A 17,956-nucleotide genomic window follows, 5' to 3' on the forward strand; every position below is an offset into this window, starting at 1 on the left:
GACTTTCTCCTTTTATTGTATGCCTGTTGGTATTTCCGCTTCTGTATCCGTTTCCTCATCCACTACCAGGCGCCTTCTATTTCCGTCCCAGTAATACGGGATAACTGTCACAAAACTTGCATTCTTCGGTCGAACCAATTCATAAATAGATAGCGATGAAATGGTATCGTAATCGCCCCATAGTACTTGGGAGTTCATCATATAATCAAAACCGAGCTGTTCAACGATTTCAAACATCTCACGAATATTGTTTTCATCGACACCCGCAAATGCTTCATCGAGTGAAATGATATATGGGGCTGCTGAGTCAGCTTCCTGATAACGTGAATAGCAAGCTGTGAACAATGGAATATACATGGCCATTGCTTTCTCACCACCACTGAATTTATAAAAGGCATGGTTGGTTAACTCACGTTTTGATTCGCCTTCACGCTGATAGGACAGCACAAACGAGAACCAGTTACGATAATCGAGTACTTCTTTTAATACTTGCAACAAGGTATTCCCTTCCCCGTTTACTTCTACTAGTTCTTTGGCACGATCAATTTTAGAGCGGAAATGCTCGATTACTTGATTGAGATCTTCTTCCTTCAACAATCGGGAATCACGACGTAGTAAGTCAACAAGCTCTTTCGTGTCGAGTTCTGCTTCGGTCTCAGCGGTACGTGGCTTCCACTTGATCGAAAAGGATAATCCAGATGAAGAATCACTATTTTCCATCAGCTTGTTCATTTTTTCCGTCCACTGTTGTGCCCGGTAGATACGGCTACGAAGTTTTTTTCCGACTGAATCAAACAGGATTTCCTCATATAACTGGCGATCCTGATCGTCAAGCATCGTCTGCTGTTGCATTCGGTCATGCTCCAGCTTTTCCTGGATATAATATGGGTTGACCCGCTTCCCTTGAAAATCGAGCTGGATTAACCTGCGTCCTGCTTTTTCCTTCCAATTCGTGATTTGCAATCGCTGCTCATCAGTCCAATCCGCTTGCATCCAAGGATATTCTATTACCGGAATGCTTGTATCCGTCATTCGATATTCCATCAGATTAGGCTGCTGCTCATAGAAAACACTTGTTACTTGTCCTTCAATAGAGGAGGAATCCTTTTCTTTCAGGAAACTCTTATAGTGCTTCACTACCCATTCCGCATGGGATTCATTCGTTTCATTATCCAATGGCAGTTCGATAAATCCGTTGTTTACTTCTTGGGAGAAGACTTCTTCCCATGCTTCGATCATATTTTCCCAGAATCGCATCTTTTGTTGCTGATCCGCCATATCGTTTTCTAGACCTTCTTTGCGTACGACTTTCTCCGGGAGAACGGTTTTGTTTTCATCCAGTTCCTCATCGGTTGTACGAAGCTGTGATTGAACTTCCTGAATTTGTGCCCGAATATCCGCTAATCCTTGTGTTTCCAGCTGTTTTTCGATTTCGTTCATATTCTGCTGTTTACGTGTTTCTTTATCGATCAGAACATTCAGCTCGCCTTTAAGCCCATCCACCTCTAAAATGAGTTCTTCCAAACGTTCACTAGTTCGGTGCAGGTTTTCCTGCTGGTGCCGATAGGTTATGTGCTTAGTGATTAAGTTTCGCAACTGTTTCTCGTAGGTTCGCATAGCACGTTTAGCTTCCTGGTATGCTGCATGGGTAAATTCCAGATTCAGACCGCGTGTGTCTGTATGAAGCTTTCCTTTTATCGATTGATACGCCTGATAGACTTCATTCATCTCTTGATCAAGGGTTTTCAGCCGTATTTGATGCTGGTTCAGTTCAAAGCGTTTTTTATTTATATGGGAAAAACTCTCCTGCAGATCGTCATCATTCGGAAATGTTTCCATTGCGTCCAATGCGGATTGTATTGCTTTTTCCAACTCTTCTATTTTTCCATCCAATTGAACTTGTTCTGCTTTACACTCCCCAATTTCTCCGGTTATCTGTTCGATTTTTTCCATGCGGTACCGTTTTCTGGCGCTGCGGCCAATGAACCGGACACGCTCAATCGGTACTGCATGCCCGTGAATCAGACCGATTTGATAGCTTCCGTCCTCTTTTATCGTTAAGGCTTGTCCATCTGACTGTCCATCCACTAAAATACTACGTAATACTTCATCGATAGTTGCTGAGGAAATGGCCCCTTCCCCGTCGACATCAGGCTGCAGATAATCCGCCAATGTATGGGCCATCATATTCGGGTTCGGTTGAATAATCCGGTCGTGTTGAATTGCCGTGCTTTCTGTCGTAATTAATGTATCCAACAAACCTGTATCGAGTAGTGCAGCTTCGATTCGATTCTGAACAGCTTCAGGAACATGTTCCTGAAATTCAACTGCTTCATAAAAAGGAATATACGCATGACCATCTTGTGCCAATTGTTTTCGCGCCTGTCTTGTTTCTTCCTGTTGGTATGGCGGTTCTGGGTCACGCTTACCTTTCCATTCTGCAAGTTCTGCTTCCTTAGCCTGAACTTCATTTCCTAAAGCATTATGTCGACTGTCGAGACTTGCGATCTCCTTGTTGATACCTAGCTGATAATCATTGGTCGCTTTGACAAACGGGTTTCGAACTTGCTCATAGGTTGTTGGATCATAAAGTTGATACATATCACGAGAGGTTTTCTGGAGCATTTCTTCATTAATTGCCAAAAAGGAATGGTTCTCTGCCCATCCATGTATGTCATTTAGTTTTTCCTGTTTGTCCTTTTCAAAAATAGACAGCCAATCCTGTTCTTCCTGCCTCACCTTATCCAACTCCAAACGGATACCGGCAATTTGTTTATCAAAATCAGCAAGTTGCTGTTTCATTTGTTCGTACGCACGTAATTGCTCACCGATGGAGTCCAGTACCTGGTAATGCGTTTCCGCTTCCTGTTCCCAAACGGAGAAATCATGGTTGGTTTCGTTATACCGCTGGAAATCATTTTCATTTTGTGCATGTTGATGAAAGGAGGCGTCCTCTGCATGAAACTGCAAATCCTCCAGTGCTTCATTCAATTCTTCATTAGCCGTTACAATCTCATCTTGTAGCTGTTCCTGTCTTTGTTTCGTGTCCAATTCCTGACGTTGTTTATCCGTTAATGCCTTTTCTTTAGTTGTATGATCTATTTTCAAATCCTGTAAAGCTTGCATTTCGTCTGTACGTTCTTTTTCTAAATTCCAAACTTTATGCTTTTGCAAACGTTCCTGTTTACGCACAAGTGTATCCTGGTTCTGTTTGAGCTCGCGTGTGCGTTCTTCAAGTATGTGGATTTCCTTGGCAAGTGTTTCGGTTCCTTCTCTTTTTTCCTGAAACAGTTGATCCTCTTTTGAAAATTGATTTTTGGCTCCTACATAAAACTGTGCTTTTTCGGCTAGTCGATATTCGTTATAGGTGTGATACCTTTTTATTAGCTTGTTTAGGGCCGTTTGTTCTCGTTCCAGTTGCTCGATTTGCTGCTTTGTCTGGTCCATATGCTCAATCGTATCTGATAAATGACGTAAATCTTCATCTGTTAATGGTGGTAGTGCTGCTTCTAAGATTTCATAGATAACGGTTGGGCGAAAATCCTTTGACAGCTTCGGGCTTCTCAGTTGGATTAACAGCTTTATCAAATCTTCATATGCCTCTATTGTCTCAAAACCGAAAATATACTTGTTAACAAGTTTCATATATTCGCCTTGTGTACGTACAACCTGTCCACCACTGGCAATCCGGTTTTCCAGCTGAATTCTTGATAATGGTATCTGTTGCGTCTCACCAGCATTACGCTCTGTTTCATATAACGCAAAATCTTTACCAATTCGCCGGTTATCGGTGATCACAAATCCCCAGAAATTCATCGCCTTATTCCGACGTGCCTGCAGGCCAATACCTGTTGTGATGTATTGATTGGTATCTTCGCGTTTATATTCGATAAATAAATACCCGGTTCGCTCATCACGATTGACAATTTCTTTTTCACCTAGTAGGTAGTCTTCCATTTTGCGTGCTTTCGAGCCAAATGGATCCAATCGGTCTGGTGATTTTTTCCCATCCAATAAAACCGGAAGAATGCTCTGCATCGTTACGGATTTTCCTGAACCATTACTTCCACGGAGCAGTAATTTTCCATCAGCAAAATTAAAAATTTCGTCATCATAATACCAGAAATTCAACAGCCCAGCCCGATTCATTTTCCATTTATTCTGCTTACTCATACTGACCCTCCTCGTCCATGAATTCTTTTGGGTAATGACCTAAGACACGTCCAAATAACGGCTTTACCACATATGCGTTCGTAATCGTCTCTTCCTCCAGCATTTCCCAATCTTTCAGCAAATCTACTATCTCATTCGTGGTACTCACAATGGAGCCTTCTCGGTATTGCTTGCTCCAGCCTTTCCCATAAAGTGTGTGGACCTCTGAAATGATTTGTTCAAGTGTTACACGGGTAAGCCGAATGTTCCCAGATTCATCTGGAGGATAATTTTCGAGATGGGTGCGTACATAATTGGAAATATGCAACGCGACATCCATAACCGCCTTTTGATCTGGGAACATTGTGAGCTCTTGTTTCTTTTCATCCGCTACTAACATTGCAGCGTTTTTGAAAATTTCCAGGCGAAAAATCGTGTGGCCTTCCAGATCATCCCGTAGGCGGTTTCGATAGTTACGGATATAAGCAAAGTCCGGATCATCCTCCCCTTCACGGTACACGACAGGATTGAGAATCAACTTTCGGTAGACACGCTTTCTCCTTGCATCCTCCTCATGCCTCTCCCATTCCCCAGCTAAAATATCACTGACGGTGTTGTATTCAAACAAATCTTTTGGATACGAACGCATGAAATAGCGGGCATATACAGTCGTTTCATATAACACTTCCTGTTCCTCATTCATGGCAAAGTGCTCAATTTCACCTTCCACTGGTGCAAGAATTGACAATTTTTCCAGCTGTTTAATCACACGCACCAGGGAACGACGATGATTATAATTGGTCCAGTCGAGCGGAAAATCCCCCGGATGCATGTCTTTTAGATCCTCACAAATATCCGATAACAAAAACTGTTCGTCCACGGATCTATTTTCGGTAAAAGCCAAAGCACTGCAAAACATAGCATAATCCCGCGGCTCCTGAAATTCCTGTATTCCCATCCAGCTTTTCGCTTCAACCGGGATTTTTTCCAATTTGATAAAGTGCTGATGGACAATTAAATCGAATCCATATTTATCATCTATATATCGTTTCAACATTTTTTCTCGCTCACGAATCATTTGGTATAATTGTGGTTCTTGACTACGAAGAACCCAAAACTTTTCCAACAACATTCTGAGTGCGGTCTCTGCTTTTTCATCAAATATAGTGGCTTCCATTTAACTCTTCACCTCATCAAGAAATTCAAAAGTTACGTCTGGCATTTCCATGATCCCGTCTTCTGCATGTAATTGGATTTGTTTTTCCTTTGACATATGTACCTTCACTGTACGTCCGTGCTCTGTTTTGAACGTATGATCCTTTCGTGACATCGCCTTACCAATCCAACCTAATAGCATTTTTCTGACATATGCTTCTACAACAGGTAACTGATCCAGTCGTATTTCATTACCAGACATGTATTTTTCCAGCGTTTTTTGTTCCATCTGCTTTTGCAGTAAATGTGTCTGTCGTGCCTCTTCCTTCTTTTCCTGTTGACTGACAATCGCACCAGGACGCGTTTTTTCACGGAAGTTCCGAATACGTGGTTTCGTTTCATATGTTATCGGTTTTTCGTCCCATACATCAGTATATATATCGTCGGTTGGCACATGGTCACTGAACAGATGACGCGTGTGAAAAACCCCAAACACAACTGCTGAGAGTTCATGTGCCTCATTTATATCCGATAAAGAATCAAACCATTTTGCCGTATGCAAATAATCCTTTTTCCGACTACGGAAATAATGGTGACGTTCCCCAAGCCGCTGTACAACTCGAGTAATCCGACGAATTTGCTCATTTGTCCGCATTTGCAGCATGTCCAGTTCGCTTTCACTATGCTCATTACCAAGAAACCATGTTGACAAACTCCTCCATTTTTCTTCCTGATCGCTAATAAGCTCTTTTTCATCCAAACCAACATCCTCAAATCGAGGAACCTGTTGCTGGTGAGTAATTACCTGATGTATTATTGGTTGAAGTGTTGGTATATCAACAGTTTGGAGTAATTGCTGAATTTTTAATGCCGTTTGTTGCAACCCTAAGATAAAATCACGCAAATAGGTCGTAAATTGATCCTTAAAAACAAGAAACGCCTCCGTCTGCATACGTTCCTCTGCTTCCTCACTATTGATATGGGCAATATAGTCAGATGTGTTTTGCGTAATCGAACGGAAATACGTGAAAACATCATTCCATAACTGCGCACATTCATCAGCTGGTGGAAGTGTATCTTTTTTTAGGGTTACTTCCACTTCCAGTAAAGCCTGATAAAGCCGCTCAAATTCTTTTTTCTCAAGTGATCCACCAAAGACAGAACCACCCTTTTCCATATCCTGCAGCATCCGTTCAAACTCGATCGTATACGGAGTCGTTTGATAGCGAAACCGCTTTTTCTTAAACTCCTCTATGGTACGGGAACGCCCCATTTCCTGCCGTGCAACCAGGTTGTTCCAGCGCACAAGCTGATCCAAATCCTGATGCAGGTGTTCCTCTGTATACTCCTCAAAACCTGGTTGTTCCATTACATATGCGAAAATTTCTTCCGGAAAAAGAAACTCGCGCATCCGCTCATGCTGTATGTAAAAATAGCGTAAAATCGCCCGGTAACTCCAAGCCTTTTCCGCCGTTAAGTAACTTGCCTCGGTCACCTTTTTAAAAGGCTGCATTGTCATTTCGTTCACCTACATTTTTCGATTTTCTTCTATTGTAATTAGGTTCGCTGATTATGTCTATGGAGGGTAGCGAATTGGCAAAATTTATTTCGGGGTTGTGCTTGGGGAGTTTGGGGTTCGCTACCATTTTTCAACTAATAAGCATCAACCTTATCTCCCGAACAAAAAAAGGCTCCCCACCCAAGCAGGAAGCCGTTCAAAAACCTATTCACCCAACACATCCGCCTTAACCGGCTTCTTTGCAACCCATGCACTAACCAACCCAATCACCGGGAAAATTAGCGTAAACAATAAAATTGGTGTATAACTATGAAACAGATCAAATCCTACGCCAAATGGAAGTGGTCCAAACGCTGATCCAATAACCCCCATCGTTACACCAACTCCATTAATACTACCGATATATTTCCGTCCAAAATAATTCGGCCAGATGATATTTAGTCCAATCCGTTCAAATCCATTACCAACACCCCAGATAACACCAATTAAAATAGCAATCCAGAAATTCGTTGCTACTAATAATAGAAGAAGTAATGCCATTTCTACCATAAAAATAAACATGAGCACGTAGTTGGTTTGGATCTTTTCCGTGATATAACCGGATACGAATGACATCGGGATGCCCACGAATGCCATTAAACTTAGAACCAGTGCGCCAGTTGCAGGCGATAGCCCATTTTCACTAAAAATTGATACGATATGAAAGGTTATCCCTGTATTAACCATTGCTGGAATACTGACACACAACAAGATAGCCCAAAATGCTTTCGTCTTCTTTGCCTCTTTTAATGTCCAATCCTCTTCTGCCGCTGGTATTACTGTAGCTAACTTTGGCTCCGGATCGTTTTTCCGTTTACCTTCTTTACCATCTGGGACCAGCCCCATATCCTCTGGTTTATTACGCACACCAAAGTAAGCGATGGGCACAAAAATGACGAGAACCATTACACCCCAGAATCGCCATGCAACCTCCCAGCTCCACGTATTAATCAGCCAGATATTAATGATTGGAAATAGACTAGCACTCGCAAAGCTCCCCATCGTTTTAATACTAAGTGCGGTTCCCCGTTTTTTGATAAACCACTGAGCTACAAGTGTGTTTGGAATAAGCGGCATGCTTCCTTGCCCTAATAAACGAATAAGGAAAAAACCGATACCGAGCATCCACATGGAGGAAACTATACTATTAAAAAAGAGTGCTGCAGCGAATAATATTCCAACCAGTACCATCATAAAACGTTGTCCGAATTTATCAATATAACGCCCAACAAACATCATGCCGAAACCAGCGATGAGTGTTGCCACTGAATAAAGACTGGAAACCTCAGACCGTGACCAGCCAAAATCATTTATATATTCATTAATAAATATGGAGTTGGAATACGTTTGACCTGGGCCAGAAAAGAAGACGCCTAGTCCTGCAATAAAGACGATAACCCAGCCATAATAGATATTCCCAATTTTTTCTTTCATTCGTTGTATGAACAATGCTCGCACCTACCTGAATTTAAAATTATAGCACAGTGAAAAAGCAAACTGTAGGAAGAAGTTTCGAGAATCAAAATAAAAAAGCCCCTACCCGAGCGATAAAAGCTTTCCTATTCCATCACGTTCTATTCCGCCCAAGAACTCTTAAACATTTTAGGTTCCAATTCACGATGTTCCATCATTTTGTTACTTTCCATGTAACCTGCCCAACCTACATATGTTACCAGCCATTGTTGGGTTTCCTCGTTATAAGTTAGTTCATACCCACGTTCCTCGGTCGTTTCTTCTAACTCCACCTCATTATCAAAATCATTATAATAACCTTCTTCATATAATGTGTTCGTATCAACGGCAATATACCAGCTATCACCATTATGGTTGATCGTAAAGGAATCAGAGTAAAAATCAATGCCTATAAATTTTCCTTGGTAAAAATTTCCGTAGTTCTGATCGTATTCAATATCATCGATAAGAGCATCAATAATTTGCTCTCCAGCTACTGTTAGCAAACTGGCATCTGCTGAAGTATAGGCTTCGATATATTCCTGGTTAAATTGTATGACCTTGTCCTGGATCGTTTGTTTTAATGCTTCGTCAGCTGAAAATTCCACATCGATATAATTATTATCTATCGGAACTTCTTCTGTTTTTATCGAACCCCATGGGAACTCCCCTTCAATAGAAGCGCTCATCGAACCATCTGTTAAAACTGGCCCAACCGTATGCTGTTCTGTTACATCAATCCCGGTATCTTCACTATTTAAAGATAGAGTCGTACTTGTTAGTTGTTCGTCAAATGGTATATAAAACTCAACATGCTCTCCTTCAACATACAAATCTACTTCATCTGTATAACCTGGATCGAAGTTTGTTCGTTCCGTCTCAGTTGTTAATTCGATAAAATCAGATTTATAGTTTGCCCTAAATTGGTATGTTCCAGGCAAATATGGTCCAACCTCTTTTGAAAAATTCTCCTTGTCTGAAATTGCGATCACTTCTTCGTCTAGCAATATTTCTGTATTCTCATAATTTGTATACACAGTAAAGTATACGGGGCTAACGTTAATCTCGTAATTATCAAAAATAAGTTTTTTTCCGTCTTTTACTAGATTTACAGCGTAATAAAATGGTGAATCGTCAGCTGCATCAGCTACATTAGAGTTGTTTTCATAATCTTGACCTTGTCTTTTTAAATGATTAATTAAATGACCCCGTTTACTGGGGTTTTCGCTGAAATAGTTGATAAAACCTGATACCGCTTCTTCATTAATCGTCAAATTTTTACTGCTTGATTTTAGTATATCTGCAACTGTTCCAGCATCCTTTTCAATCATCGCTGTTTCAAATCTCTCAATAATTTTTTCCTGTGAAGTCATGGATGCGCCAACCTGATAGCCGATAAGTAACAATACAATCAGGACACCCGTTATAGCTATGGAAAGCTTGGATTTTACTGTCTGTCTATTTTCAGAAGTGGATAAACCACTATCTTTTGGAGGTTCAGGTGAAGGCTTTTGCGTAGTGTCCAAGCCCAGACTTTGTGATTCTGTAGTGGCTGTTAAATCTTCACCACAATGTTTACAAAACTTGGCTCCCTGAACGAATTCCTTCCCACAATTCTTGCAAAACTTCATCATCATATCCCCTCCGTTTCTAGTAAGTTAAAAATTCTAGTACTATTTATATTACAAACTTTGACGAATTCGTTGTTTTTTACAGTTTGGTAACAAAAACATTACTATTGTATAACAATCTATCGATTATTTCAACGTAAACTTATATATTGACTAGTAAGAATATAATTTAGTATGGTAGATAAAGCGTTTGCAAAAATGGAAAGGAGAATTTAATGAAATTTTTAACGAGGTTTTTTGATCGAATGGTCCAGCGATACCTACCCGATGCATTTTTATTTGCTATCATTTTAACCTTAATCGTTTTTCTATTAGGAATTGGTTTCACGGACAGTTCACCAATGCAGATGATTGACTACTGGGGCGGTGGCTTTTGGAATTTGTTAGCTTTTGCCATGCAAATGTCCTTAATTGTAGTTACCGGGTATATCCTTGCTAGTACCCCGCTTGTAAAAAACGCGTTAACAAAAATAAGTACACTCGCGAACACCCCTGGGCAGGCAGTCTTGCTTGTTACGTTTGTCGCAGCAATTGCCTGTCTTATTAGTTATGGTTTTGGGTTAGTTGTTGGGGCACTGCTTGCAGTTCACGTTGCCAGACGCGTTCCAACTGTGGACTATCGCCTTCTAATGGCAAGTGCGTATAGTGGATTTCTACTATGGCATGGGGGGTTATCAGGATCTATCCCATTATTGATTGCTACACCAGGCCATTTTTTAGAGGAAACAATCGGTGTTGTACCAATTACAGATACACTCTTAAGTGCGTCTAACTTGTTTATCGTTATTTCTTTACTCATTTCACTTCCATTATTAAATCGGTTCCTGATGAAATCCAGTGATAACTTAGAAAATACCGATCCTAACTTATGGAAATCTGACACGGTGGACGATGATGATGAACCTGAATTATCCAAAGAATACATAACTCCTGCTGTTCGGTTGGAGAACAGTAAACTTGTTTCGCTCTTAATTGGGATCATGGGATTTGTATTTATTATTTATCACTTTGTCCAAAATGGACTTGATTTGAATATTAATATCGTTAATTTTATATTCCTCTTTCTTGGAATCATTTTCCACCGCACCCCTAGACGTTTCTTGAATAGTGTTACAAGTGCAGTGAAAAACGTTGGAGGCATCATCGTACAGTTCCCTTTCTATGCTGGGATCATGGGGATGATGGTTGCCTCAGGTCTATCGGAACAAATGTCACTATGGTTCGTTAATCTATCGAGCGACTTTACGCTTCCACTATTTTCATTCATTAGTGCTGGTATCGTTAACTTCTTCGTTCCATCTGGTGGTGGCCAATGGGCAATTCAAGGTCCAATCATGATACCTGCAGCAATTGAGATCGGAGCAGACACAGCAAAAACAGCCATGGCAGTAGCATGGGGGGATGCTTGGACGAACATGATTCAGCCGTTCTGGGCATTACCACTACTGGCAATCGCCGGCTTAAAAGTCCGCGACATTATGGGATTCTGTGTCATCATCCTATTCTGGAGCTTCATTCCAATAACTATTGGTCTATTATTATTTTAAAAAGGAAAAGTGTCCTGTGAGCAGCGGGACACTTTTTTCTTGTAGTTTAGGAAACTATCAAATTTGGAGCTTGTGGGTAATTTGTTAACTGTGTACGCCACGGAAGATCGACTAACTTCGTCGCTATGCGCGGCAACGTCGACCCACCCGCGATGCACGGGCGCAGCCCATACGTCGCTAAACGGGCACTTGCGCTTTTGTTCTTTTTTCCTATTTGAATGGTGAACTTTGGCTTTTAGTCAGTAAACTTTGGCCACTTCGCCTAAAACTTTGGCCTTTTCGCTTTAAACTCCGGCCACTTCACTCAAAACTTTGGCTTTTCAACAAAAATTCATTCTTTCCTCCGCTTCGAAAGCTGCGCAATACCAATCCCAGCTATTATCAGCACGGAACCAGTCAAGATACCAGTCGTCAACTCCTCACCTAGAATCAACGCACTAAGCAACAATCCGAAAATAGGTACCAGCAAGGTCGACAATGTTGCTGTCACCATATCAATCACACTTAGCAATAAAAACCAGAGCGAGAAGCAAAGTGCAGATGCCAGCACACCAGTAAACAACACGTAAAATATGCTGTTTGCATTCAAATGTATTGGCTCACCCCACTCCATCATCACTGCTGCTAAAATAATGCCAATCGTACCGAACAGCATTTGAAAGGCAGTGACCTGCAGCTTTCCTATATCCTGAAGCTTCAACCGGTAATATACATTGGATGCGCCCCACGAAATAGCCGCTATGATTATCAATAGTTCTCCAAATATCACTTGCATGTCCTGAACAAGCACGATATCCCAACCAAGAATAGTTAGCAACCCTGCCATTCCAATCGTGAGTCCTATTACTTTTACACCAGCGAGTTTCTCACCAAGTATTTTCGAGGCAAACATACTACTCCATATTGGCATGGAATACAACAACACGGATGATTTTCCAGCATCAATAAACCGCAACCCATACATGACGAGCAAGAAAACGATAGAAGTTTGCAAAATCCCTACTATTATAAGATGCTTCCATTCGTTCTTGGCTGGCAATTCCAGTTTTAATATGCCAATTATTCCTAATAAGGTTAATGAACCAATCCCAAACCGGAAAGCATTAAACGTGAACGGACCCATGTAATCCAGCGATTCTTTCATTAATACCCATGCATAACCCCATATAATCGTAATAACTAAAATGAAGGACCAGATTATGTATCTATTCTTTTCAAGAAGTGTAACTAATGAATTACTGCTATTTCTATTTTGCATATTTCGATCCTCTTTTCTAAAAATCGCATCTTTACTTATCGTATTATATTTGGTTTAAATGCCAAAGTGAAAAAGCTTACTTTACATAATAATTCAAGAACCTATTTTCTTTCACATCTAAAACATGTATTATATGTTATAATATAGAAAAATAGAAAGAGTTCGAAAAAATATGATAATTAATATTTACACAGGGGAAACGGTAGATATTTGCTATAAGGTCTTAGGTAAAAGTGATGTTAAAAAGTATAATCTATATAAAAAGAATGGTTGGTTCGAGTGGACTAAAGAATTCGCAAAAAAAGAAAATAAGTTGTTTGGAATGTTTGTTAAGGGGAAAGATGTAATACAGGGAGTAATCGCAATCCAGGAACATAAAAATAATCAATTGATACACATTGAACTTATGGAAGCTGCACCTCAAAACAAATTTTCTAATCCAAATCAAACCTATGCAGGTATTGGAAAAAACCTTCTGTGCTTTGCTGTTGAATTAAGTTTCCAGCTTAATTATGAGGGATACATTGGTTTGTTTGCAAAACGAAATCAAAATGAAGATTATTATCGGAAACTAGGGGCAATACAGTCAAGATTTAATTTCACCCCATATTACTTTTTTCCAACAAATAAGTCGGCTGAACTGCATAATCGATACTTACCTGGAGGTGTTCAATGGTGTCAAAGTTGAAGGGATTTAACTTTGAATCTACAGCAAAAGGAATTCGTGCAACAAGGGAAGGTGTTAAAACAATGAAACGATTCAATAATTCGATAGATGACATGGATCAAGCATTTCCGAGTGGTATATTTACAGCACCTGATGAAAAAGTTCCTAACTTACGCTTTCGTAACATGTATAATTGGTGTCAGGAAAATGGAAGAAATCCCGAAACATTAACAAAAGAGGAAATAGATCAATTTAAGCTAAATTAGTGCGAAATTTTAAATATCTCATCTACAATTCGTATTAACTTGGTTGACCTAAAATAAGGTGCTATCATAGGAGAAGTAACCCCCCATCTATTGTATTTAAAAGTGGGGTGGTTGCTTTTTTCTAGGAAAAAATTTATAGTGAATATCGTAAGGACAACCAAATTTCTATTAAAATAATTTCATTTGTTGATTATTTCCCTCATAACCAACTTTTTCCATTATATAACCTAATGCTTTGTAACCTTTTTTTCTTTTTTCAAACATGCTCTGAAACAACGCTTCTTTATGGTCTACGTAATCATATACTTTTACTTCCCTTTTTTTATCATGTAATCGATGAAGTCTGCCAACATATTGCTGAAGCGTTCCTTTCCAAGATATTGGCATTACCAAAAACATCGTGTCTAAACGTGCATTATCAAATCCTTCACCTATATACTTTCCAGTAGCAATAATTAAGCGTTCTTGATCATCTGAAAGTTCTTCTAACCTTTTTAACTTATATTGTCCTTCCTTCTTACCCATTCCTCCGGTAAGTACGATAATATTTTTAGCAAAGCCTTTAAACTTTGCCTCAAGCAGCTTAACGTGTTCAATTCGCTCTGTCAGTATGATAGGGAATGACCCTTCATCTAATTCTTTTAATACATCATTAAAGATCATATCATTACGCTGATTATCATTAATAAGTTCAGCATACAGGTTCTGAATGTTTTTTTGTTCCTCATTCACCGTACTTTTAAACGTGGTATTTCTACCTATTAAAATATGATCAAATGGCCTTATTTTTGCTTGTTCTTTGGCATTAACCTTAAAACGTATAGGCCCACATTGCATTGTCATTATTGGGTGTAATCCATCTTTTCTTGTTGGTGTAGCAGTTAATCCATGGACGTATGTTGCTTCTGCTTTTTTTAATACTTTTTCAAAACTGTATGCTGAAATATGATGACACTCGTCTACTATAATTTGTCCATATTTAGTAATCAGTTCTTTAACTACACCTTTATGATTTAGACTTTGAATTGTAGCTATATCAATATTCCCTTGAGCGTTGTTTTTCCCTCCACCAACTTGGCCAATTTTACTAGGCTCTATATTAAAAAATGCTGCTAACCGTTCTTTCCATTGATCCATTAGTTGCTTACGATGAACTATCACCAATGTGTTTACATTTCTCTTTGATATAAGCGATGCAGCTACAACTGTTTTTCCAAATCCTGTAGTTGCCGACAGTATGCCAATTGGAGATTTTAGCAGCTTTTCGGTAGCGTCAACTTGTTGTGTTCTCAATTGTCCATGGAAATTTACTGAGATTTCTGTACCTGAAAATGTCTGATCTTCTACCTTAAGTTCAATTGAATTTTCTTTAAGAAGCTTAGATAGTTCCTCCATCAACCCACGTGGTAAAATCAGGTGTTCTTGCTGATCTTCTGAACAATCAATAAGTCTTGGTATCTTATATGTCGGTAAACGTTTAGCCTGAGCCTTAAAGTATGCTGGGTTATTAAACGTTGCTAATTGAATAATTTTATTTATAAAGTGTGATGGGAGACCCTCTTTAGGAATATAAATACTATCCTTGCAAATAACTGATAGTTTAGTTGGTATCCTTTCTTGTTTGGAAATATATTCATTAATTACATCAGGGGAAGTGTCCATATGATAGTAACTCTTAATAACTTTTTCTACATTTGCTTTATCCATCTTTTTAATTTCAGATAAATAAAGCCATTGATCACGGTAAGCAATAAAATTTTCATCAACAAAAATACTATTTCCATTCTTTCTTGGTTCATGCTGTAATGGTAGAGCAATTAAATTACCAAATCCACCTTTAGGTAATGAATCTTGACTGGGGAACAATCTATCATAGGAGTCAATTCCTGTCTGATATCTTTTCTCAAGAGTTCGCTTTAAGAGTAAATTACCAAGTTTTCGTGCCAATTTAGCAGGAATAGCATCTTGAAAAAAGATCCAAACATGACATCCATCACCTGAACGAGATATTTCAATACTAGCAGGTACGTCTAATTCTTTACATACGTCTATAAAAGCTGTTGCGTCATTTTTCCAATTTTTCTTATCAAAATCAACTGCTAAAAAATAGCATGTCCCATCTTTTAACATAGGATACAAACCGATCGATTTCTTTCCAGAGAGGTGATCATATATGACTTGATCTGTTATTGAAGTGAATTTTTTATTTGGACAATTCGCACATTTAATAGTAGGTTTTTTACACTCATAGGCTGGTGAATATCCAGATTTACCTTTTTTAGACTTCCAACGGACAGCAAAAACATCTTCTCTACCTTTGAACAGATCCCTAAATAGTTCAATTCTACTCCTAATTTTCTTTTCCCTAGATTGGATTTTACTAGTATCATTTTGTTTATTCTCCAAAGTAGGTATGATGTTATGATGCTTCAAAAGTTGTTTTAATCGATTATTTTCATCTTGCAAATGTTCATTCTCTTTCAAGGCTTTTTGAAGTTGTAGCTCGAGATTACCCATAAATTCACTCTCTCATTTAACAAAGTTTTAATGCTATTATACTAATACTTTTTAAATATCAAAAACAGTATATTGTTCCCTCTTCAAATAGTCTAACCACTAGTATTATATTTGGTTTAAATGCCAAAATAAAAAAGCTTATTCCTACTTTTGGCGCATTAAAATTATCACACCTTTTATATATTTCCCAACATTTTTGTTACTAACGATTCATTTACTAAACTACCTTATGTCTACTATGTTAATAGTGTAAGCGCTTTATTATGTTCTAATTTTAGAAGGAGGAGGAAATATGCGTCGAAAAACATCGTATATTACATTATCGGCAATACTATCTACTTCTTTACTCTTCACATCATCAGTGGGGATAACTACAGAAGCGCAGGAGGGACAAAAGCCGACAATAGAAGATCGGGATTTTAAAAAATCGCAAGAAAAACCTCACCCGATTTTTTCCTGGGATGAACCTGGACCATCATCACCTGTGCTACACCCTGGCTCGGTAAAAGGGGCTGGAATGATGGAAGGTCCTTTACTGGAGATTGATTCGGTAATGGACAACATGATTGAAAATGGTACGATGCCTGGTGCGGTTACATTTGTAGCGAGACGTGGGCATATTGTACAGCATGAAGCATATGGGCATGCAGCGCTTTATGAAGATGATAGTGTCACCGAGATGGACGAACCTGTTGCTATGAATAAAGATACTATTTTCGATGTTGCTTCACTTAGCAAAATTTTCACAACTACTGCAGCCATGAAACTTTATGAAGATGGTCAATTTAAACTTGATGATCCGGTTGCAGATTACATTCCAGATTTTGCACAAAACGGCAAAGAGGATGTAACCATACGTCAGCTAATGACACATACATCAGGATTCACAGCTTGGATTCCCCTCTATACCGTTGGCGAAACAAGAGAAGATCGACTACAGCATGTTTTCAAATACCCATTAAATAACCCACCAGGATCTACATACACCTATAGTGATTTAAATATGATTACATTAGCAGCCATTATTGAGCGTTTATCCGGAAAACGTTTAGATGAATTTGTAAAAGAAAATCTGACAGAACCACTTGGGATGGATGACACCATGTATAATCCTTCTGAAGATTTAAAGAAAAATACTGCCGCAACCGAATATCAACCCTTAATCGACAGAGGCCTCGTTTGGGGAGAAGTTCATGATGAAAACGCTTGGTCACTTGATGGTGTTGCAGGCCATGCTGGTATTTTCTCAACGGCAAATGATATTGCAAAATTAGCTCACATGTTTATTAATGAAGGCCGTTATGGGAGTGAGCAAGTACTCCAACCGGAAACAATCGAGCTATTAGTTCAGAATCAAATTCCCGGATTTCCTGGAAATGATCATGGATTAGGTTGGGAACTTGGACAAGGTTGGTACATGGACGCGTTATCAGAAGGGTCGTCCATTGGACATACTGGTTATACAGGAACATCTATTGTCGTTAATCAAAATAATGACACCATCGCCATTTTATTAACCAACCGTGTTCATCCAAGTCGTAACACCGTTTCTACCAATCCAGCAAGACGTCAATTTGCACGTCAGGTGGCTGATGCAATTCCTGTATCTATTCCCAACAAAGAAGGCGCTTGGTTTGCGGGATATGGTAGTCATTTAAATCAAGAATTAACAACTGAAGTTCATATTAAGAAAAACCGGGCAAACCCCGCCCGGTCCTTTCCTACCCACCATAGTTAGTGGAAGTCCGATAAT

Annotated in this window: 11 protein-coding genes; 4 read left to right on the forward strand and 7 right to left on the reverse strand. The window is 39.2% G+C overall.

Annotated features, from left to right (window positions below):
* Positions 1-12: 12 nt before the first annotated feature.
* The 5 genes from ACFQ3N_RS01350 to ACFQ3N_RS01370 all read right to left on the reverse strand — a co-directional run bounded on the left by ACFQ3N_RS01350 (position 13) and on the right by ACFQ3N_RS01370 (position 9,951).
* Positions 13-4,173, reverse strand: coding sequence for a TIGR02680 family protein (locus tag ACFQ3N_RS01350; RefSeq protein WP_390358835.1), 4,161 nt, complete (start codon positions 4,171-4,173; stop codon positions 13-15).
* Entirely contained in the window at positions 4,166-5,329 is a 1,164-nt protein-coding gene (locus ACFQ3N_RS01355) for a TIGR02678 family protein (RefSeq protein WP_390358837.1), read from the reverse strand. The genes ACFQ3N_RS01350 and ACFQ3N_RS01355 overlap by 8 nt, the downstream gene beginning before the upstream one ends.
* The gene (locus tag ACFQ3N_RS01360; protein WP_390358839.1) at positions 5,330-6,826 is read right to left on the reverse strand and encodes a TIGR02677 family protein; all 1,497 of its coding nucleotides are present in this window, start codon (positions 6,824-6,826) and stop codon (positions 5,330-5,332) included. It lies immediately after the preceding gene.
* Positions 6,827-7,030: 204 nt separating this feature from the next.
* Positions 7,031-8,299, reverse strand: a complete 1,269-nt coding sequence (locus tag ACFQ3N_RS01365; RefSeq protein WP_390358840.1) for an MFS transporter — start codon at positions 8,297-8,299, stop codon at positions 7,031-7,033.
* A 140-nt stretch (positions 8,300-8,439) separates the two neighbouring features.
* Positions 8,440-9,951 carry a zinc ribbon domain-containing protein gene (locus ACFQ3N_RS01370; protein ID WP_390358842.1) on the reverse strand — a complete coding sequence of 504 codons (1,512 nt, stop codon included), beginning with the start codon at positions 9,949-9,951 and terminating at the stop codon, positions 8,440-8,442.
* 212 nt (positions 9,952-10,163) lie between these two features.
* Here ACFQ3N_RS01370 and ACFQ3N_RS01375 point away from each other — a divergent pair, with 212 nt between their 5' ends.
* Complete coding sequence (locus ACFQ3N_RS01375) at positions 10,164-11,495, forward strand: short-chain fatty acid transporter (RefSeq protein WP_390358843.1); 1,332 nt, start codon at positions 10,164-10,166, stop codon at positions 11,493-11,495.
* 331 nt (positions 11,496-11,826) lie between these two features.
* On the opposite strand, the gene ACFQ3N_RS01380 is transcribed toward ACFQ3N_RS01375, so the two are convergent.
* Positions 11,827-12,753, reverse strand: coding sequence for a DMT family transporter (locus ACFQ3N_RS01380; protein ID WP_390358845.1), 927 nt, complete (start codon positions 12,751-12,753; stop codon positions 11,827-11,829).
* A 172-nt stretch (positions 12,754-12,925) separates the two neighbouring features.
* Between ACFQ3N_RS01380 and ACFQ3N_RS01385 the strand changes: the two genes are divergently transcribed.
* The gene (locus ACFQ3N_RS01385; RefSeq protein WP_390358847.1) at positions 12,926-13,441 is read left to right on the forward strand and encodes a hypothetical protein; all 516 of its coding nucleotides are present in this window, start codon (positions 12,926-12,928) and stop codon (positions 13,439-13,441) included.
* A complete protein-coding gene (locus tag ACFQ3N_RS01390; protein ID WP_390358849.1) occupies positions 13,429-13,686 on the forward strand; it encodes a hypothetical protein in 258 nt (85 codons plus the stop codon). The genes ACFQ3N_RS01385 and ACFQ3N_RS01390 overlap by 13 nt, the downstream gene beginning before the upstream one ends.
* 168 nt (positions 13,687-13,854) lie before the next feature.
* Here ACFQ3N_RS01390 and ACFQ3N_RS01395 read toward each other — a convergent pair whose 3' ends face one another.
* Positions 13,855-16,203, reverse strand: coding sequence for a TOTE conflict system archaeo-eukaryotic primase domain-containing protein (locus ACFQ3N_RS01395; RefSeq protein WP_390358851.1), 2,349 nt, complete (start codon positions 16,201-16,203; stop codon positions 13,855-13,857).
* 292 nt (positions 16,204-16,495) lie between these two features.
* Between ACFQ3N_RS01395 and ACFQ3N_RS01400 the strand changes: the two genes are divergently transcribed.
* Complete coding sequence (locus ACFQ3N_RS01400; RefSeq protein WP_390358853.1) at positions 16,496-17,941, forward strand: serine hydrolase domain-containing protein; 1,446 nt, start codon at positions 16,496-16,498, stop codon at positions 17,939-17,941.
* The last annotated feature ends 15 nt before the right edge of the window (positions 17,942-17,956 follow it).

This window comes from Virgibacillus byunsanensis, from assembly GCF_042675965.1.
Lineage (GTDB): Bacteria > Bacillota > Bacilli > Bacillales > Amphibacillaceae > Virgibacillus_R > Virgibacillus_R byunsanensis.

Bases quoted from the DNA above. Each gene is read 5' to 3' on its own strand.
- ACFQ3N_RS01365 (WP_390358840.1), bottom strand. From the start codon at position 8,299: ATGAAAGAAAAAATTGGGAATATCTATTATGGCTGGGTTATCGTCTTT.
- ACFQ3N_RS01355 (WP_390358837.1), bottom strand. From the start codon at position 5,329: ATGGAAGCCACTATATTTGATGAAAAAGCAGAGACCGCACTCAGAATG.
- ACFQ3N_RS01385 (WP_390358847.1), top strand. From the start codon at position 12,926: ATGATAATTAATATTTACACAGGGGAAACGGTAGATATTTGCTATAAG.
- ACFQ3N_RS01380 (WP_390358845.1), bottom strand. From the start codon at position 12,753: ATGCAAAATAGAAATAGCAGTAATTCATTAGTTACACTTCTTGAAAAG.
- ACFQ3N_RS01360 (WP_390358839.1), bottom strand. From the start codon at position 6,826: ATGACAATGCAGCCTTTTAAAAAGGTGACCGAGGCAAGTTACTTAACG.
- ACFQ3N_RS01375 (WP_390358843.1), top strand. From the start codon at position 10,164: ATGAAATTTTTAACGAGGTTTTTTGATCGAATGGTCCAGCGATACCTA.
- ACFQ3N_RS01370 (WP_390358842.1), bottom strand. From the start codon at position 9,951: ATGATGAAGTTTTGCAAGAATTGTGGGAAGGAATTCGTTCAGGGAGCC.
- ACFQ3N_RS01400 (WP_390358853.1), top strand. From the start codon at position 16,496: ATGCGTCGAAAAACATCGTATATTACATTATCGGCAATACTATCTACT.
- ACFQ3N_RS01350 (WP_390358835.1), bottom strand. From the start codon at position 4,173: ATGAGTAAGCAGAATAAATGGAAAATGAATCGGGCTGGGCTGTTGAAT.
- ACFQ3N_RS01395 (WP_390358851.1), bottom strand. From the start codon at position 16,203: ATGGGTAATCTCGAGCTACAACTTCAAAAAGCCTTGAAAGAGAATGAA.